The sequence below is a fragment of the Komagataeibacter medellinensis NBRC 3288 genome, assembly GCF_000182745.2.
GTDB lineage: Bacteria > Pseudomonadota > Alphaproteobacteria > Acetobacterales > Acetobacteraceae > Komagataeibacter > Komagataeibacter medellinensis.
In genome coordinates, this window is record NC_016037.1 from 63,826 (window position 1) to 82,007 (window position 18,182).

The following is an 18,182-nucleotide window of genomic DNA, read 5'->3' on the forward strand; positions in this document are numbered from 1 at the left end:
ATACGCTTGATACAATGATTTTTTCTGGTCGGCCCTTGCACTGCTTTGGCGGGAAATTATCAATAAGGGTTCTCAATGGATGCGGTCAGCGATTCATGGAAGGATTGCTGTAACGGAAACTGACGATGGATGACGACTGGCGATCGGATCTGCTGACCGCAAGAGCGTGCAGCCCACGGCTGCGCGCCGCGGTGATATCTTATATGACCGGCTGTATCATTTATCAGTACCGACCGGTGTGCGGGGTGGTGCGCCGCTTGAGGCTGCTCTGTGACGTCATGCTAGGGCCCGGACCCATAAAGGGATTCCCATTATGAGCGGCCTGTGATTCGCTGTCTCTGAAAGGAGATGAGCGATGGACGTTGACCTTTTCTGGCTTTCGGACCGACAGTTTGCGCGGATTGCGCCGCATCTGCCCACCGATACGCGTGGCAAGCCGCGTGTGGATGATCGACGTGTGATCAGTGGCATCATTCAGATCATGCTGTCCGGCGCGCGGTGGAAGGATGCGCCGTCCGCGTATGGTCCGCGCAAGACGCTCTACAATCGGTTTCAGCGCTGGGCTGCGAAAGGCGTCTGGGCGCGCCTGTTCGAGGCGCTGGCGCAGAGCGGTGGACCGCCTGCCGAACTTCTGATCGACAGTTCTGCCGTGAAGGAAGGTCAGGCGCCAGGCCAGATGGAAATTACATTCCGCGATGGCAGCATCCTGCGTTTTGGTCACGATGTTCCACCCGAGAGGGTTGAACGCCTGATTATGCTGCTGCGGCCATGATCCCGGTTCCTTCCGGTGTCCAGGTCTGGCTGGCAACGGGTGCGACCGACATGCCGGGTCTGGCCCTGACGGTTCAGGAGGCCTTGGGGCGCAATCCTCATGCGGGGACCTGTTTGCCTTCCGGGGGCGGCGCGGAGATCTGCTGAAAGTGCTCTGGCACGATAGACTGGGCATGTCGCTCTATGCCAAACGGCTGGAGAAAGGCCGCTTCATCTGGCCGTCGCCCGCAGAGGGCGTTGTTGCGCTATCATCCGCGCAACTGGGTTACCTGCTTGAAGGCATCGACTGGCGGCATCGGCAACGGACGTGGCGGCCTGATGTCGCGGGCTAGCGCAGAATTGCGGGATGGACAGGTGAACTCCATTACCCCGCCACCAGATAATATGGCTCTCCTGGGGCATGGAGGATGTGCACGGAAAAATCGGTGACCTGCAGGCCGCTCTCGCGGCATCTGAGGCTGCTCGTCGGGCGGCCGAAGCCATGGTGACCCATCTGAGGCTGATCATCGCGAAGATGCGGCACGGCCGTTATGGCGCCTCATCGGAACGTAGGAAACGGGCATGGCCGAGGATGACCCGGCCAATGGATCCGAAACAGCGATCCCGGTCACTGATCCCGGCCCACAACGCCATGCCGGACGCAGACCCCTTCCGTCAGACCTGCCGCGCGAGCGCGTTGTCATTCCTGCCCCCGCGCAGTGTCCCTGCTGTGGTTCGGCAAGACTGACGAAACTGGGCGAGAGCATCACGGAAACCCTTGAGGTCATTCCGCGCCGGTTCAGGGTTATCCAGACAGTGCGCGAGAAGTTCAGTTGTCGGGACTGCGAGACCATTACCCAGCCGCCAGCCCCATTCCATCCCCTCGTCCGCGGACGGGCGGGACCGCACCTGCTGGCCTCTGTCCTGGTCGGGAAGTTTGCGGTCCACCAGCCCCTGAACCGGCAGGCGGCAGCGTTTGCCCGTGAAGGAATTGCGTTGGATACGTCCACCCTGGCTGCCTGGTTCGGCTACTCCCGCGATCGTAGGGGCGAGCATCCTGCCACTCACCTTGATGGCTGGAGTGGCATCGTGCAGGCTGATGCTTACGCCGGCTACAATGCCCTGGCAAAGCCGGGACGACAGCCTGCGCCCGCCACGCTGGCGGGCTGCTGGGCGCATGCCCGACGCGGCCTGTTCAGGCTGGCCGAACTCGGCCGCGCACCTCTTGCCGTGGAGGCCGTGCACAGGATCGACTGCCTGTTCAAGGTGGAACGGACCATCAATGGTGTCGTGCCACAGCAGCGTGCTGCCCTGCGACAGCAGTTCAGCGCGCCCATCGTGGAAAACCTGATGGAATGGATGCATGACAGCTGCAGCCGCATGTCCGGAAAATCACCTACTCCAGACTCGGCAACGCGTTTTCCCAAGGTAATGCTAAGCTAGATCAACGCATTTTCTAGTAAAGACTTTTTTGCTGCCGAAACCACGGAACCATGCGGTGGATGGCTTCATCAATCTGGTCCGTTGCGACCGCAAAGCTGAAACGGATGAAGTATTTCCCGTCTATGGGGTCGAAATCAATGCCCGGTGCTGTCGTAACACCCGTATCCAGCAACAGGCGCTTGCAAAACGCCATGCTGTCATCCGTCAGGTGCCGGATATCGGCATAGATATAGAACGCTCCATCTGGTGGCGCGATATGGCGCAGCCCCATTTCGGGCAGGGCACGCAACAGCAGGTCACGATTGCGCCGGTAGGTTTCCATATGCCCTTCAAGCTCATCGCGGCAATCGAAGGCGGCAAGGGCCGCGTGCTGGCTGAGGGCGGCGGGCGGCAGGAACAGATTACCCATCCGCGCGCGGGCGGCTTCCACCTTGGCTGGCGGGACAACCAGCCACCCCAGCCGCCACGGCGCCATGCTGAAGTATTTGGAAAAACTGTTTACCACCAGCGCATCGGGATCATATTCCAGAATACTGTGCGCGCGTTCGCCAAAACTCAGGCCGTGATAGATTTCATCCGATATGATGCAGATCCCGTGCGCGCGACAGACGTCAACAATGCGCCGTATTTCATCAGGAGACAGGATGGTACCGGTGGGGTTGGCGGGACTGGCCAGGATCAACCCGTCGGGAGCAGGTTCAAGCGCAGCAATGGCGTGGGGGGTAAACTGGAAGCGTTCTTTTTCCCCACACGGAATTTCAACCGGTTTCATATGGAGCGAGCGCACGACATTGCGGTAGGCCACATAACCCGGTCGCGCCATGGCTACATGCGCGCCGGGCACAAAACTGGTCATGAGCGCCAGAACCAGCGCGGGTGACGCGCCACAGGTCAGGATAATCTGTTCAGGCCGGAGCGAAACGCCATATGTTTCGTCATAGTGCAGGGCGATCCGTTCCTTCAGGGGCTGGCTTTCCCAATAGCCCATAGGGTCGGTCGCCAGTACGTGCTGGGCGCGTTCGATCGCCGTGCTTGGCGCGCCGGTGGAAGGCTGGCCAAATTCCATATGAATGATGCTGCGCCCCCGCGCGGCCAGTTCATGCGCCAGTGCGCTGATGGACAGCGCATGGAAGGGATCGATTGGCGGAACAGGCATCATGACCTCAAGGTGGAAAATAGACTTATAGGGTGATGATCGTCCTGCGACCAGAAACTGCCCTTGGAAATCAGGCGGCCTGCCCACCGTTTTCTACGCGACGTGCCATCTCCTGCCAGGAACGTGTTGTGAAGGGCAGAGGATGGAGTTTACAGAAGTCCGTATTTGACGGTATAACGCGCTTTATATGCCAAATATGAGTGATAGTAATGGGCTCACCAAAATCCCGCGCGGCTCTTGAACGACTGGGGCGTGACCTTCGTGGCGCGCGCCTGCGGCGCGGCATAGCGATAGCCGACCTGGCCGTTCGTGCCGGTACGTCAGCGAGTTCCATCGCGCGCCTGGAAAAGGGAGACCCGGGTGTGGGGATCGGCACTCTGGCTGACGTGCTTGTCGTGCTTGGTCTTCTGGACCGGTTGGCCGACCTGATTGATATCCGCAAGGATGATCTGGGACTGGCGTTGGCTGCTGAACGTCAGCCTCGTCGAGGCCGATCTTCTGCGACCACGTTACGCAGGCAGCAGGATAAGGATAAGGCCACGCATGAGGGAGCGGATGTTATTGATATGGATGGTGCTTCGTTCTGATGCCTGATTTCAGCGCCCATGTCGTTCTTGGCAACAGCCTGACCCCCGTGGGTCAACTGCGTTTCACGCAGGCGGGTCCGCGGCAGTTTTCGACCTTCACCTATGATCCGGCCTGGGTCGAGAATTCTCGGGCCTTTGCCATCCAGCCAACCTTTCCCCTTGGCTCTGGGCCGTTTCATGCGACTGGCCAGCCAGGGAACGTGCGCGATGCCCTTGCGGGTGTCTTTGCTGATGCTGCGCCCGACAGTTGGGGGCGCAGGCTTCTCGAGCGTGCCTACGGCAATGGGCTTTCCGAGTTTGAATATCTCACACTGTCGGATGACGTATGTCGGCAGGGTGCGCTTCGTTTCGCCGATGATAACGGAGAAATCATTCATGGCGGCGCCGATGACACCATACCGCGTCTGGTCGATCTTGCCGCTATTACGGCTATCGCGCGGGCATATGAACAGGGCAAGGACGTATCCGCAAGGGATATGCAGGCGCTTGCTGGTGCGGGTGGTTCGGGTGGGGCGCGACCGAAGGCCAATGTTCGGGACGGCGATGTGCTCTGGCTTGCAAAATTTACCTCGGTTCACGACCAGTGGCCAATAGAACGTATTGAAGTTGCCACGCTTCGTCTGGCAAGAGCATGCGGAATCCGGACGCCAGAGGTCAGGCTGGAACTGGCTGAAACGCCGTTTCCTGTGGCTCTGATCCAGCGGTTTGATCGGCGTGGGCCTGGCCGGATTCCTTATATTTCGGCGAGGACTGCTCTGGGGAAAACCGGAACGGAACTTGGTTCCTATACGGAGATTGTCGATTTTATCCGGACCTATGCCGCCGATCCCCAGGCAGAGTTCCGCGAACTCTTCCTGCGTCTGGTTTATACTATTCTCGTGTCAAATAAGGACGATCATCTGAAAAATCACGGATTTCTCTATGTGGGCGCTGGACACTGGCGGTTATCCCCCGTTTTCGATGTGAATCCAGCACCCGACCGTAACCCGCATCTGGAAACGGCGATACTGGAGGGCGGTCCGCATGATCGGTCCATCCGTCTGGCACTGGAGGCGTGTGAATTCTTCGAAATTACCCCTGCTGAGGCCCGGCAGATGATCCGCGTGACAGCGCGGCGAATTTCGGATGAGTGGAGGCCTGTTCTGCGAGAGGTTGGTGTTTCCGGGGCGATGGCGCGTCATTATGAAGCCGCCTTCATAAACGATCAGATCGGGATCGCGCTAACGATCTGATAGTCACATATGACTGATAATATCGTATAATATGCCAGATTCGACACATAAATTTGTCGAATCTATCCCTGCCAGACGCCGCCGCGCTATTGATCGAACAGCATGGTCAACATCATTGTGTCCGCAATGATCGGGATGTGAGGCCGTCAGGAAAATATCGGTCACCTTCTACCCAATGGTAAATTCGAGTTCCGATTGTTCATCAATGGCGCGCAGGGTTTCATACAATCCTGCGGCCACGCCTCTACCTTCCACGATCTCATCCGCCAGTTCATCCAGAACGCCGGCAAACGCTTCATCGGTCGCGAGACCGAAAACATTCATGCGCTCGCTTTTTCTGCGTTCGATCTCGCTGTTTGCTGTTCCCGAGGGAAATACGGTGGCGAGCATCCGCAGGGCTCGGGCAAAGTGGATCCGTTTGTAAAGGCGCGAACGGAGCGCCGTGTCGCCAGGCGTCGTCGAGAAAGACCAGAGTTCGATTGGCCCCAGGACGTTCACCAGAAGCTGTTCATACTTTGCTTCTCCGGCCGACATGTCCACGAAGAATGGCGCACCATTCTTTGCCGGTCCCGGCAGTGCGTTGCGGATCACATAGGCGCTGGCATCGGACAGCTTGAAACGTCGGATAAGACTGTCTGCCGTCTCCTGATCACCGCATTTGAGGACCCATCGGGCGGTTGATATCTTGTAGAGATCCTCGCTGAAATCGGTATGGTTCTGTGAAATGAAGGCGAGTTGGACGTTGTGCTTGCGCCCCTCGCGGCCGTCGCGGACAGCCTGCTTGTCTACCTGGGGCGCTGGTTCGGTACGGTGCCACTCATCGAAGTCGACACGCTTCGTCGTTTCATACATCTCAGTGAAGCGGGCGAGATGATAGTCCCGCATGGACGGGGGCATATGCGGGTCGTCGGCATAATCGGGATGGAGAAAGAAATTCCGGGCCAGGATATGGCGGCCAAGCATATACATGAGCGCTGTCTGGCGGTTGGCCGCGGGAGAGCCGGATGGTGCCACCTCGGCAAGATCGAGAACGATCACGCGCGCGTCCCCCATATCCAGCCTTGTCGGGGACGCCAGCATGGGAAAATTCTTGATCACGTTCATGATGTAGCGATCAAACGTGTCGATCAGGCTTTCTCCAGTTTCCAGGGTGATCTTGGAATAGCGTTTTTCGATTTCCGGGCTGCGGGCCGCAATCAGCAGATCCTGCAGGACTGGTACGGCATGGCGCTGGGCAAAACCTGCAAGGCGGTATTCCCTGAGATTGACAAGGGCATCGACGACATCCCGCCACCATGTCGGATCGTCCTCTCCCGCATGGTGGGGCAGGCTGATGCCCAGCGATGTTATTGCGGCATCGACGTCGGGCTCGATCCCCGGAGTGTAGATTTTAGGCGTGCCCCCCTGCACCCCGGTGCAGAGGCGGTAGGCTTCATCAATCACGTCCTCTACCAGATGGTCCATGCCCTCCCACGGCCTGCCATCCAGCGGCGTGGCAAGGAGCGAGATGAAATTCTGCAGGAAGACGCGCTCGAGTGGCAGGGGATATTCCAGCCCGACCTGGGTATCGAAGACATTGACCTCGAAGCCCGGGATTGCCTGCATTTTGACGTAAACCGCCTCGTGCTGGCGTTCGGGGCCAAGCGCGTTGCGCAGCATCTCGATCAGTCCGCGCGAGGACGGCCCGATATCGAGCTTGCCGATATAGGGGAGCTTCGTGCCGTGGCTGCTGATCGCGGCGCTGCTGAGGATCAAGCCCAGCAGAATGGTATTGGCCAGAACGGATTTTCCGCCGCCAGGCGGAGCTACGATAATGTCTACGACGGATGGGCGTAGCCCGCCCCCGGTCGGATCATAGGGCCAGATTGAACCATCGGGTTTGCGGAAGAGAATGGATCCCCTCTGCCACGGTGACGCACTGCGTGCCCACGGCATCATGGAGAACGCATCACCGACAAGAGCGAGCGATGAGGTCGCAGTCGAACCGAGCGCCAGGGCAGGGACAGAACCCATGGCCGCTTCCAGCGGATCGCCAGAGATCCGCGTTGTCTTGCTGTTGCCCCACGCATCAATTGCCTGGGAGAGATCCGACGCCTGCCGTCGCAGCTTCGCCTCTGCTCCAACCGGAGCCCAGGTTGTGGCGGTCATGCGCATCCGCACGGAATTATGGTTGTTTTTCTGGCGCTCCAGCTTGAGTGCGGCAAACGCCCGTCGAATGTCGCTATTTCCGGGGAACATCGCCAGAAACCCGGCTCCGGCTTCCTTGAAGCCGAAGGCGGCGCGGCCACCACCCTCCAGGATCATGGCGCTGCGCCATGGCAGTCTCTTGCGGCCAAGCACGCTGGAGAGTTCGGAAAACGGGCGCGGATCCTCTGGGCCAATCGTCATGTCGACCGGGGCGTATGTATAATCCCCCACGGTCACGAGCTGTCCGCCTTTCGTTTCGGCGTCGGCATTGAAAATCTGGTCCCGGATCGCTGGCCAGAGCAGGCCCTGCGGATGTGGCTGCGGGTCATCCAGATCGTCCGGAAGCCGTGGCATGACCCGGTCACCCAGCAGGGTCGGTTTCCAGGCGGAGCCCGCCGTTTCACGATAGGTCGCTTCGCGCGCGACCTGCAATGCCTGATGTGGACCAAGGAATTCGCAGGAAATGTCGAACCCCTGCAGGGCAGCCTGGACGCGTGAAATGAACGATTCATGGCGGGCCGCCATGATATCGGAGCGCAGGGCAAAACGTTGGGTATTGCCCACGCGGGGAAATTGGGAGGCAAGGGTCCTGCGCTCCTCTGCCACCTGTTTGCGGTCCTCACGTGTCAGCACGCTGGGCCGGGTCCACAGGACATAACAGGTGGCCTCCCAGCGCATGACGTTTGGCCAGCGCCGGCGCCTCTCTTCGATGACGTCCGAAAGGTCTGCTCCGATCTGCCGGGCTATGGACCGGCAACCATTGAGACTCAGTCGGTCAATCTCGATACCTGAGCGCTCGGGATCGGAAATATACCATCCCACGATGGCATGGCCACGTTCTTCAAGGAGACCCTGCAATTCTATACGCTGCTGCTCGGCGAGTGCTTCCACTTCCTGCCGCGTGCACATACGACGCAGGCCATTGATGCGTAGTACGGAGACATATTCACCGCGTTTGGTGATGAGATGGTCCCCGTGCGTACTTTCCACATCGCAGAATGAGGCAAGGGGCTGGCGCAGCCCGAGGCTGATGCCGGCCAGCAGACTGGAAAGAATACCGCCCATTGATATGATCCTGTCATGTCATGACCGGTTGGGGATCGGCATCAAGCCATTCCCTGACAAGCGCCGGGTAGATGTCGGTGGGGCCGTTGTAGAGACGGCCCAGGGGGAAGAGCCGGATGCCGTCCATCAGGGTGGTCGCGCTTTCATTGATCTGCGGGTCCGCCCGGTTCGCCATCAGCAGGGCAGTCGCCAGCAGTCGGGGAGAGGTTGTCTCCAGCCGCCGCCGGGCTTCGGTCGTTCGCGCGTGCAGAGCGCGGAGCACAGCGAGAGCGCTTTTGCATTGCGCAGGCATCATCGCGGTGTCCGACCCTGACGCGATCGCGTCCATTGCACGATGCCAGACGACATCCTGTCCGTTTGGTCCATTGCCGAGCGTCTGCATGAGAGCCTGATGCGCGCAGCGGGTCAGGGTCATGATGCGGGCCTGCGGCAGTTTCGGCCACCATATCAGGACGGCTTCGCGTTCAATGGCCGGACGGGTCGGATCCTGCAGGATGTTGCATAAGGCGCAGACAGGCCCGGGTCCATCACCATGCCATGGAAACCTGCGACCAAGCGTTATCAGGCCGCAGCAGGCACATGTGAAAAGGCCCGGCTCACCCATCTCCCCGGCGCCTGGCGCTGACGGATCCCATGGGCGCGGCAGCAGCCGGAAAGACTGTGTGAGACGGGCCATTGCGATCGGGTTCCTAGCCGCCGCTCGTGAATTGATAGGCCTGAGCCTGCGTACCAACGGTTGCCGAGCCACCGGACGCGGTGTTGGCAGCCTTGTTGATCCACTGCGGACCCGTTGCGAAAAGACCGCACAGCACGATGCCGGCGATTGCCATACCGACCTTTCCGGGCGAACGGTTCTGTTCGTTGCGGCTCTGCCAGGCCGCCCATACGCCGCCGATGAAGCAGATGAAGGCAGCGACATACATGCACGCAGCAGCGACAAAGCCGCCCGCTGTCAGCCCTTCCTGGGCGGTGGCCTGCATCTGGGCCCCGATACCGTTTGCGCTGCCGGTTGCGGATTGGGCCAGCGCATGGCTGGCAATGAGGATCGGGACGTACAAAGTACCGAGCGCCGTGACGGCACGCTGTCTGTATCCGACCCGTTTGGTCACGAGACGCGTCAATCGCGCCGCGTCGGGGGTGCTTGTGCGAGAGAGGTTCATGGTCAAGGGCTCCGTTAAAGAGGGAGGCATGTCCCTCAGAGGAGTCTTCGGCCAGTAACATGCGACTGCGGATATTTTTTCCGAAAAAATCTACCTTGCCGAACATTACACTATGACTTCGGTATAAAAATGGCTATCCGGCGTTTGGGGTTGATGGGCTGAATCCCAGGCTCGTTGAGAAGGCAGCTCAGGCCACCGCCTGAGCTACCATATCGGGGTGCCGTCCGATGACCCGAACGTAGGCTACAGCGAAGTCGGGGGCCATCGCCCGTGCCTGCTCCCAGTCCCGTAACGTACCGACAGGAACGCGGAAACGGCTGGCAAACTCGACCTGAGACAGACCGAGATCGTTACGGGTTTTACGGATCAACCGCGCCCTTTGCCCACGCTCCATGCCTTCGATGGATACCGCGCGGTCTTCGGAATCCGCCGGATCAGCAGGCAGAATGATATGCTCTCTCTTCACCTTTGTTGCTCCTTCTCACGGAAATAAAGCGGGGCAGATCGTCCCGCCAGACAAACACACCGGTGAACAGCTTCTCGCCCACGACGCCAACCACTTTGTAGCGATCCTCCTCATCCTCAATGCGGATGGTGGGCAAGATCAGGTGATTATCGTCCTCGAAAATACGGTCGCCAAAGGCCAGAGACAGTTTGTGCTTTTTTTGGTTGGCGAGGTCTTTTGCGGGGTCAAACCTGTCATCCATGAGACGATAATACGGGATTACCGTAGTTACTGTAAAGTGAAAACTACGGGCATCCCGCAACTCTTAGCCATTTCGACAGGTCGCCATCAACCTCGTATGCCCGATAGCATAAAAATCCGGGGCATATATATTTATCCAGAATCGCTTGAATATTTAGTAATAATGAAATATTTCTTGTTTAATTTCTAGAAAATATGAACAGCAAGCGAAAGTGATCGAGCGTATTTTAGGTACTGCCGCGAATACATCCCTATTTTTGTACGGACCTCAACTTTGATGGGTCTGTTACCCTCATTATAAACAAGTTTCACACGGTCAACCGTTGGTTGGAATGGACGGTAAACTCTCAATTATCCTTGATAGGCATTTTAGAAATACCATAACCAAGAACACCAATGATGATTGGCATGCCAATGAAGGCGAAGAACTGCATAAAGGTCATTCTCGAAGCCCCCCTAAAACGGTCTGTGCCCATTGAGGGAGAAAATATGCCATTCCCAGCCAGAAAGCGACTCCCAAGATAACGATATGAGTAGGAATGCGGTTGGCTGTCAGATTAAAAAATGACGCAGCCAAAGGAGATAGGACACCTAGCGAAAGGCAAGATCCCGCAGCGGTATCCTGCAGGTTTGCCCGCAGCTTGGTCCGCTCGTTATGAACAAGATTACCCATCCCACCCATCGCGTTCGGCGGCTTCAAGTTCCCTCGCGATCAGGCGGCGGATTGCTCCAGCACGGTTCATGCCCTGGCGCACGGCCACATGTGGCCATCTCTCCAGATGGCGCGCGCCCCGCTTTTTCGGGTTATTATTTCCCAATTTTATCATGTTTATCGGTTATTAAAAAAATGCGCAGGAAGAAAGTATCGAACCTTGGCCAATCTCAGCGCTACGGGTTGGGTCATGATTTTAGCCGGACATTGTCCAGTGGCTCAGGATCCAGGTTGCTTCCTTGACGGGATTGAGGAGGATCACGCCGAAAACGAACTGGATGAGGCAACTGAGTTTTGAGCGGTTTGTTTTTCCGGTCGCCGACGCGTTCCACGCAACGACCGCCATGAACGCCGCCCAGGCGCCGAACATTTCGAAGAACAGGGCGAAATCACTGACGATTGACAGGATGGCATCCTCTGGGCCAGTCCCGGAAATGACGCTTCCCGTCGTCGCTTCCGTGTAGCCGGTGACAGAAGCTCCCAGCGCAACCTGCGTATCGAGACCGGCAGAGGTGGTGGATTTGGTGAGTATCCTGTCAAAGGTGGCAAAGACGCCGGAAAGGACAATCCCGATCCAGGGCACCCAGGGACGGCCGACGAACGGGTTCTGGGGCTGGCGCTGCTGCCATAATCCCCATGCCCCGGTCAGGAAGGCAATCCACGCTGCAATATAGCAGGCCATTGGCAGCAGCCAGGCCATGGCGAGAGCGAGATCGTTGACGAGGTTGACCAGACCTTGCACGTCGATGTGTCCTTGCCTTACTGGATGATGCCGCGTTCAGCCTGGATCACCCACATCGTGCCGCGTTGAGAGATGGCGCGCACACGCCCATATCCGCGGAGATCGGTGCCGATTTCGATTTCGGACTGTGGCGGTTGCCCGGCCGGCGCCGCGTCGTCCTGCACCATGGCAAGTTGGGGAGATGCGGCAAGTATCCGGTAGTGGGGGGTCCATGTCGGGGGCGGAGCAGGAGGCGTCGGGCGCATTTTCGCTGTCCGGGACGCTGGAGATTGCGGCGGCGTTGGTGCTGGCCGCGGCTCGGCCGCCGCGGCTTCCAGGGCTGCCCGTGCCTTGTCGGCCGCGGCGCGTGTGGCGGCCGGTCCATCTGACGGGGGAGCTTCGGCGTCGGCCACGGCCCGTTTCGCTTCGAGGAGCGACATCCGGCGGTTGAGATCCGAAGCCTTTGCCGTATCGGCGATACGCAGCCGGTCAATATCCTGCCGGAGTGCTGCGATGTCGCTGCGGGTCCGCTGCACCAATGCTGCTTCTTCCGTTACAAGCTGCAGCACCTGCAACTGGTCGTCAGATGTCATGGGAGCCGCTTGCAGGCGGCTTGCTTTCTGGACCGCATCGTCCGTCGGAACAGCCTTTTCGATGCCAGTGTCGTGTTTCTGCGCGGGCGTGTTCTCGGCCGACGGGGTAGCCGGTATTGGGCTGGCGGGATGGGGCGGCTTTTTCATCGCAAGAAGTGCCTTGAGATCCTCATCTGTAGCCGAGACCTGAGGTGCCGGCGGTGATGGCGATGATGTAGGTGAGTGTCCCGGCGCGGGAGACGCTTTGGGGCCTGATGGCAGCGGGGCGGAAATCATTCCGACTTCCTGGGCCACGGGAGACGCCTGCCTCTTTGTTATGCCCATCACGAGGAAGAGGGAGAGCAGACTGCCGACGGCAGTACCCGCAATCATGACCTGCCTGCGACGCGGAAGCGCCCTGAAAAGGGCTATTGCATGCGGAACGGGTCGGTTCCTGTCAGGTGCTGCTGTTACAGGTTGAAGGTGAGGGGAGGGAGGCTCGGCAATTATGTCCGCCTCGGGCGAAGGGTCAGGCTCGGGCATTGTGCCCAGCTTGCGGAACGGAACAGGTTCGATGCCGCGATCCGCGCTGAACGGATCCCGGGACGTCGTTGCGGTTGCGGCTGAGGTCATGGTGAATGCTGCCTTCTGGTAGGGAGTGCAGAATTCGTCGATATCATGCGACCGGTGCCCGAAAACTTACTTCTTCATGACGACGTCCGACATGAAGATCACGCCGACACTGACCTGAGCGGCAAGATTTACGCGCGGCTGGGTCGGCATCTGCTGCATGAGTGCGCTGTTGACCTGCGAGGCCGCTGCACCGGCTGCCACGCCCAGTTGTTGCGGAAAATTCAGTGACTGGACGTAGTTGACGTTGCCGAGGGCTCCGATCGAACCGGTCGTGTTCGACGTCATCTCGATCGCCTGCCCGAGCCCCTGGACAAAGGCGGCAGCGGCGGGAAGAACAAAGCGCTCGACGTATAGCTGGTCAACGCTTGAGGCCACCGCAGCTTCCATGGTGTCCGGCGCAACCACCATACCTTCGACCTGGATCGGGGTTGGATCATTTTTATGGAAGACCTGATCAACGCGGACAACCAGCCTGTTCAGATGTCCCCCGGCCCTTCTGACGGATGCTTTCATCCTGTCGCCAGCGAGTGGACCTGAATCAGCTTCCAGGATGATTTCTCCCCCGAGATCGCTGTTGGTTGCTGAAACCGTATGGGCGTAAATCCCCCGCCCGGCAGGAACAAGGACGCGGGAGAGGGCCGTCTGGGAATTTGCTGTCGCCGTCGAAGTTATTGAAGGGGAGACCATCGGTTTCTTTGTCTGCTCCCTTCCGGTTTCCGTCTTTTCATACAGTACATTTGTGACAGGAAAGCGTCCATCAAGACGGCCTGCAAGATCCATGATCGCATGTCTGTATGCGGTGATGGCGTCCTTCTGGAGCTGCGGGTCACGTGGCACGGCGGCGCGGAAGGCTGCATCCGTCTGCACTGGTACGACGGGAACGCTTGGTACGACCTCAGGCGCGTGCGGGGCTGGCGCCGCGGCGGCCTTGGCCATCGCCGGGTTGACGTCCGCCCCGACCTCCTGGGCGACTGCGGGCGGGGGAGGCTTGTCGTCGGGATGGGTGGGCGTGCCCGGTGCAATATCGGGTGAATACGATTGTCCCGCAGTCTGTGCCCGGTCTGCCTCGTCGCGGATCTGATCTTCGCGGAGTTCCTGCTGGCGCGGATTGGAATTCAGGCCGCCGGGCAGAGGGTTGGCGGCGGGCGGCCTGCCGGGGTCCGAGCGTGGAAGCTCCTTACGGTGGATGGTGGAGATGAGCAGCGTGACACCAAGAACGGTGCCGATACTCCCAAGGATTGCGAGCAGACGCCGGTTTCCGCCCCGCGACGCATCACTGAACAGCTGGTTGAATCTGGGTTTCATCACTGTGCGTCCCTGATATGGGCCGAGACCGTCCGTCCCGCATCGGAGAGAAGGACAACGGGGGACTCATGGAAGGCATAGAGCGTGTATCCCCCTTCACCCTGCTCCATGTTGTCCGAGGAGGGCGTCATGAGATGAAGGCGCGTGCGAAGATAGACCTCGTTTCCAATCCGCCAGGCGCGCACGTCATCGGGTGAAATACCCTCGACGGCCAGCGGAACGGCTGACGCTGGTGGAATGCCGCTTAGCATGGCGTTCATGTAGGGCTCGCCTGTCGCGGGTACTCCGGGGCGGCTGTCGACCGGCTCCCGGGCATTGGGGCCTCCCTCGGACATGCGAACGGTCAGGTTGTCATCGTAGGATCCACGTCCCGCGATCAGCAGGAAGGAGATCGGCTTTGGCGCGTTCTGAAGCGTTACGAGCAGTCCACCTCTGGGCTGGAGCGACATCGGTTCGATATTGATGGTATTGGAGCCCTTGAGCGGGACGCAGGTATAGAAACCTGTTGTCTCAACCGCAGGATTCCCGGCCGACGCGCCGCTTTTGCCGGAAGCACAGTTCGTGCTGCCGTCCGGGTTGGCGGAATTGCCAGACGTATTCCATGCGATCGGCCAGGGCTGTCCCGTGCTGTCCACGAAGGACAATGCGGTCGGATAGCCTTTTGTCGTAAAGATCAGGCTTGTCTGCTGACCAGGCGCAAAGGAGACACGGATCGCCGGGCGCGCATTAGGGGTCGCGAATTCCGTGCCGACCTGCTCCGTGGCACGACGCACGTCCTTCAGGCGTTCCCCCAGCCGAAGGATTTCTTCGGGCGTGAATGGAATGGCCTCATGCTCGGCTTCATCTTCGGCTGCCTGATCCTGATCGTCTGCAGGTGTCGTTGCCGCAGGCCCGGGCTGTGATGGCTGCTGTGCGAGTGCCGCAAGTGGCAGGATGGACAGGGTCAGCGGAAAGAGAGAAAGAATTCGCACAGTTGTCACTCCCTCCCCGACGAGACGACAAGCTGTTCGATGGCCAGTCCATCCGGGTGATCCAGGTCCTCCACGCGATCAATCGTCACGGTTGCCATCAGCATTTGCGTATTCTGCTGGTTGACGTTTTCGCAGGTCTGGATGAAAGGGAACTGTATTACGTAGCGCGCGTGTCCCTGCACGACAGTCTCGGCGCGTACGGTCGCGGCCCGTGTCGGCTGCGCGTAACAGAGCAGTTTTGCATCCCTGAGTTTCGCCAGATTCCCCTGCGTAATGAAAGACTTTGCAAAGGTGTTCCATCCGTTGAGCGTGTAGTGAGCGCCCGCGGTGTTCATCTGGGTTGGAAAATCACGATAGTTGATGTTGTAGGGTGCGATCGCCCATTTGACGGCCCAGCCGAGAAGCTGGTCCTGGCCAAGTACCGGACTGGTGAGCGCCACGGCCGGTCGGGGAGCATTTTGGCCGTCAACGTAGAAATAGAGGGGTGTGGGCGGGTGTGCACGGATATAGGCGTCGTGCGCCGAGAACACGATGACCACGCCCGCCAGTGCGATGTTGAGCAGCAGTGATCTGTCTACAACAATCCCCTGAAAGTCGGGGTCGGTAAGCCGCCTGGTTACTGCGGAATTAAACAGCCGCATGGCGCGCCTCCCTTACGGGGGCATGAAAAAAGGTGGTCATCACTCTACTCTCATTTCCCGACGGTGATGAGAGCAGGCTGGAAGTCTATCTTGCGACCAGCACGTTTTTTCTTTGACGGTTCCCGGCACTACTCAGGCGGCAATGCCATGCGTGGCGGCAATGCTGCGGCGGTATCGTCTGCTGACCCGGTCACCACCCTTGCGGGTGGTCCAGAAAAAGCATCCGCTCTTGCAGAGGCATTCCCGCCGGATGTACTGGTGTTCGCCGATATAATATTCGGCCCTCGCGTGAATGAACCAGGGCACTTTGGCGCCGCGTCGTGGCGGAAGCTGCTCCCAGCAGCTTTGGGATTTCAGCGCGCTTTCCGAAATAAGGAAGTCCCGCGCAATTTCACGCGGGTTCTGAAATGCAAAATGGCGGTAGGCGATTTCAATGTTGGCGGCCTCGTGCCACCGTACCTTGTCTCCTCCCTTATGTCCTGTGAGGGTCAGCCTGTTGAGGCTGTTCCTGACAAGCCATGTCCGTCCCCGCCGGGCTTCATGAGGAAGCAGGGAGGCCTGTTCCCATGTCAGGACAGCTTCGGGATCTGCGGGAATGGCGCTCCGCTTTTCGGCAAGTATGGTCTCCGCCTGTATTTTTGAGAGTCTGATGCGCGGTGGCAGGCCAAGCTGCTTTCTTTTTGCACGCACGCTCCCGGCCGAGCGGCCAAGCATCTCGGCTATGTTGGCGGTTTTATCACCACAGAGCCAGCGTTGGCCGAGGATGAGCAACTGGGTCCTTGTCCATGCTCCCCTGCGTGCAGGCGCTTCGTAAAAAACATTCTGGGGTCGGTCGGCCCATTGCGCGACTGACTCCTTCACCACCTGCACTGTCAGGGTGAGCATTGTCGCCACAAGGACCTCGTCGCGCAGCCTGGCATAAAGGGCGCGTGTCATTTCTGGCGTGGGATAGGTCTGAAGCCATGTAAACAGACCGTGTTTTATGACCTGGCCGAACGATGCTGACTTCATGGCGGTATGCCCTCGTCATCGCGTTTTCGGGATAGGCTGCGTGTTTTGGGAATAATATCTCTTAAGCGTTATATAACCGTCAAGAAATAAATAGCGCAGAACGCGCTAATATGATTCCAGACGCGGTTTCCGGTCCGCGTTGATGATCAGCCGGGGTACATCACCTGGAATGGACAGTCCAAGGCATAGGGTCTGCCATAAGAAAGGAGACCCCTTTCCTGACAGTCTCCATACCTTCATGCACCCGGTCAGTGGTTTGCGATATCGTCGAGGTGACCAATAATGGACTCGAGATCAGCGAGGGCTTCGAGTTGTGATTGCGCGGACATTGCCCACGCGGTCATGTCCAGGGAACGCAAAAGGTCTGCGTCGTCATGTATTCCCGGGATCAGGTAATAAACGGAGACGGACAGTCCTTCGGCAATGCGATAAACCGTTTCAAGGCTTGGATTTCTGAGTCCTGCTTCGATCAGGCTCAGGCTGGTCAGGGAAACGTGTGATTTATGGGCGATCTGGCTCGCTGTTGCCCCCTGAAGCGTCCTGAAGATCTGAATCCTGCGCCCAAATATCTCGAGGAGGTCCTGCCGTTCCCCCGAGGTGAAGGCGACACTGTGTGAATAATGATCGATCGGCAATCTGGCCGGTATTTCCGGCAGGTTAAACGTTTTGGAAATATTGCCAATAATGTCGCGTAATTTCTGGATCGCCAGATTGTAGTCCGAACACTGCTTCATGGTCTTTTTCAGCTGCGTCGCGGATGCCGCCAGATCCAGATGGGCAAACCATGTTCCTTCCGGTGCACCTTGCGGAAGAATATCGCGCGGATCTATCTCAAACACCCGTAGCAGTGCCGATAATGTTTCCAGGGAAACCGGACGACCGGCTTCGATGCTCCGTATGACCGATACATTCAACCGTGCCAGTTTGGCGAGGTGCACCTGCGTCCAGTCAAGCGCAGTCCGCCTGTTATAAATGATTTCCCCGATGTCTCTATATAATTGGCCGGATGCAAATAAAGCCTCGGCTTGCATCTTGCCATTGTCATGGGACATTTTCGTTTACTCTCACGGCGGGCATTTTCCTCAGCAAAAGAAACTTCCAACATCCAGAAGATATCGACTGGCCGCGCCCTGACAGCGGATCAGCCGGGACGGAACGTCATGATAGTCGAGTTGGAGCCCGTAAAAAAGGTGTCTGAGGTCGCAAAGGCCGCCGCTCTGGTCAGGAGAGCTTGATGGAGACACTCATATGCCTGTTATGCCTGCCGTGGTTATGGCGCTGGCCTCTGGCCCCATATCTGCCACACCTGCCGCGTTTCATCTTGTCCAGA

The 18,182-nt window shown here is 58.7% G+C and carries 15 protein-coding genes and 3 pseudogenes; 5 read left to right on the top strand and 13 right to left on the bottom strand.

Features of this window, described 5'->3' with window-relative positions:
- Window positions 1-355: 355 nt before the first annotated feature.
- The 3 pseudogenes from GLX_RS14855 to GLX_RS14865 all read left to right on the top strand — a co-directional run.
- A pseudogene (locus tag GLX_RS14855) lies at window positions 356-655 on the top strand (transposase); the annotation flags it as partial.
- Window positions 656-768: 113 nt separating this feature from the next.
- Window positions 769-1,103, top strand: a pseudogene (tnpB, locus tag GLX_RS14860) (IS66 family insertion sequence element accessory protein TnpB).
- A 68-nt stretch (window positions 1,104-1,171) separates the two neighbouring features.
- A pseudogene (locus GLX_RS14865) lies at window positions 1,172-2,172 on the top strand (IS66 family transposase); the annotation flags it as partial.
- A gap of 34 nt (window positions 2,173-2,206) precedes the next feature.
- On the opposite strand, the gene GLX_RS14870 reads toward GLX_RS14865, so the two are convergent.
- The gene (locus GLX_RS14870) at window positions 2,207-3,349 is read right to left on the bottom strand and encodes a pyridoxal phosphate-dependent aminotransferase (protein WP_014106823.1); all 1,143 of its coding nucleotides are present in this window, start codon (window positions 3,347-3,349) and stop codon (window positions 2,207-2,209) included.
- A gap of 209 nt (window positions 3,350-3,558) precedes the next feature.
- Between GLX_RS14870 and GLX_RS14875 the strand changes: the two genes are divergently transcribed.
- Window positions 3,559-3,936: a helix-turn-helix domain-containing protein gene (locus GLX_RS14875; protein ID WP_014106824.1), complete on the top strand. Its 378-nt coding sequence runs from the start codon at window positions 3,559-3,561 to the stop codon at window positions 3,934-3,936.
- Entirely contained in the window at window positions 3,936-5,168 is a 1,233-nt protein-coding gene (locus GLX_RS14880; protein WP_014106825.1) for a type II toxin-antitoxin system HipA family toxin, read from the top strand. The genes GLX_RS14875 and GLX_RS14880 overlap by 1 nt, the downstream gene beginning before the upstream one ends.
- A 168-nt stretch (window positions 5,169-5,336) precedes the next feature.
- Here GLX_RS14880 and GLX_RS14885 read toward each other — a convergent pair whose 3' ends face one another.
- From GLX_RS14885 to GLX_RS14940, 12 genes are all read right to left on the bottom strand, one after another.
- On the bottom strand, window positions 5,337-8,420 hold the full coding sequence (locus tag GLX_RS14885) for a secretion protein (RefSeq protein ID WP_014106826.1): 3,084 nt from the start codon (window positions 8,418-8,420) through the stop codon (window positions 5,337-5,339).
- A gap of 13 nt (window positions 8,421-8,433) precedes the next feature.
- On the bottom strand, window positions 8,434-8,835 hold the full coding sequence (locus GLX_RS19055) for a hypothetical protein (RefSeq protein WP_227744670.1): 402 nt from the start codon (window positions 8,833-8,835) through the stop codon (window positions 8,434-8,436).
- Between the two features lie 274 nt (window positions 8,836-9,109).
- The gene (locus GLX_RS14895) at window positions 9,110-9,580 is read right to left on the bottom strand and encodes a hypothetical protein (RefSeq protein WP_023524230.1); all 471 of its coding nucleotides are present in this window, start codon (window positions 9,578-9,580) and stop codon (window positions 9,110-9,112) included.
- Between the two features lie 187 nt (window positions 9,581-9,767).
- Window positions 9,768-10,046: a helix-turn-helix domain-containing protein gene (locus GLX_RS18255; RefSeq protein WP_003625676.1), complete on the bottom strand. Its 279-nt coding sequence runs from the start codon at window positions 10,044-10,046 to the stop codon at window positions 9,768-9,770.
- Window positions 10,015-10,287, bottom strand: a complete 273-nt coding sequence (locus GLX_RS18260) for a BrnT family toxin (protein ID WP_014106829.1) — start codon at window positions 10,285-10,287, stop codon at window positions 10,015-10,017. Before GLX_RS18260 ends, GLX_RS18255 begins: the two co-directional genes overlap by 32 nt.
- A 907-nt stretch (window positions 10,288-11,194) precedes the next feature.
- Window positions 11,195-11,740, bottom strand: a complete 546-nt coding sequence (locus GLX_RS14910) for a hypothetical protein (RefSeq protein ID WP_014106830.1) — start codon at window positions 11,738-11,740, stop codon at window positions 11,195-11,197.
- A gap of 17 nt (window positions 11,741-11,757) precedes the next feature.
- Window positions 11,758-12,588, bottom strand: coding sequence for a hypothetical protein (locus GLX_RS14915; RefSeq protein WP_231850466.1), 831 nt, complete (start codon window positions 12,586-12,588; stop codon window positions 11,758-11,760).
- Window positions 12,589-12,990: 402 nt separating this feature from the next.
- Window positions 12,991-14,229: a DotG/IcmE/VirB10 family type IV secretion system protein gene (locus GLX_RS14920; RefSeq protein ID WP_014106832.1), complete on the bottom strand. Its 1,239-nt coding sequence runs from the start codon at window positions 14,227-14,229 to the stop codon at window positions 12,991-12,993.
- The gene (locus tag GLX_RS14925) at window positions 14,229-15,209 is read right to left on the bottom strand and encodes a DotH/IcmK family type IV secretion protein (RefSeq protein WP_014106833.1); all 981 of its coding nucleotides are present in this window, start codon (window positions 15,207-15,209) and stop codon (window positions 14,229-14,231) included. The genes GLX_RS14920 and GLX_RS14925 overlap by 1 nt, the downstream gene beginning before the upstream one ends.
- The gene (locus GLX_RS14930) at window positions 15,206-15,841 is read right to left on the bottom strand and encodes a DotI/IcmL/TraM family protein (RefSeq protein ID WP_014106834.1); all 636 of its coding nucleotides are present in this window, start codon (window positions 15,839-15,841) and stop codon (window positions 15,206-15,208) included. Before GLX_RS14930 ends, GLX_RS14925 begins: the two co-directional genes overlap by 4 nt.
- 132 nt (window positions 15,842-15,973) lie before the next feature.
- Complete coding sequence (locus GLX_RS14935; protein ID WP_014106835.1) at window positions 15,974-16,852, bottom strand: hypothetical protein; 879 nt, start codon at window positions 16,850-16,852, stop codon at window positions 15,974-15,976.
- A 248-nt stretch (window positions 16,853-17,100) separates the two neighbouring features.
- Window positions 17,101-17,904 (bottom strand): helix-turn-helix domain-containing protein, encoded by an 804-nt coding sequence (locus GLX_RS14940; RefSeq protein ID WP_014106836.1) that lies wholly within the window; start codon window positions 17,902-17,904, stop codon window positions 17,101-17,103.
- Window positions 17,905-18,182 lie beyond the last annotated feature (278 nt).

Bases quoted from the DNA above. Each gene is read 5' to 3' on its own strand.
- GLX_RS14940 (WP_014106836.1), bottom strand. From the start codon at position 17,904: ATGTCCCATGACAATGGCAAGATGCAAGCCGAGGCTTTATTTGCATCC.
- GLX_RS18260 (WP_014106829.1), bottom strand. From the start codon at position 10,287: ATGGATGACAGGTTTGACCCCGCAAAAGACCTCGCCAACCAAAAAAAG.
- GLX_RS14930 (WP_014106834.1), bottom strand. From the start codon at position 15,841: ATGCGGCTGTTTAATTCCGCAGTAACCAGGCGGCTTACCGACCCCGAC.
- GLX_RS14870 (WP_014106823.1), bottom strand. From the start codon at position 3,349: ATGCCTGTTCCGCCAATCGATCCCTTCCATGCGCTGTCCATCAGCGCA.
- GLX_RS19055 (WP_227744670.1), bottom strand. From the start codon at position 8,835: ATGACCCTGACCCGCTGCGCGCATCAGGCTCTCATGCAGACGCTCGGC.
- GLX_RS14875 (WP_014106824.1), top strand. From the start codon at position 3,559: ATGGGCTCACCAAAATCCCGCGCGGCTCTTGAACGACTGGGGCGTGAC.
- GLX_RS14880 (WP_014106825.1), top strand. From the start codon at position 3,936: ATGCCTGATTTCAGCGCCCATGTCGTTCTTGGCAACAGCCTGACCCCC.
- GLX_RS14915 (WP_231850466.1), bottom strand. From the start codon at position 12,588: ATGATTTCCGCCCCGCTGCCATCAGGCCCCAAAGCGTCTCCCGCGCCG.
- GLX_RS14885 (WP_014106826.1), bottom strand. From the start codon at position 8,420: ATGGGCGGTATTCTTTCCAGTCTGCTGGCCGGCATCAGCCTCGGGCTG.
- GLX_RS14920 (WP_014106832.1), bottom strand. From the start codon at position 14,229: ATGAAACCCAGATTCAACCAGCTGTTCAGTGATGCGTCGCGGGGCGGA.
- GLX_RS14895 (WP_023524230.1), bottom strand. From the start codon at position 9,580: ATGAACCTCTCTCGCACAAGCACCCCCGACGCGGCGCGATTGACGCGT.
- GLX_RS14935 (WP_014106835.1), bottom strand. From the start codon at position 16,852: ATGAAGTCAGCATCGTTCGGCCAGGTCATAAAACACGGTCTGTTTACA.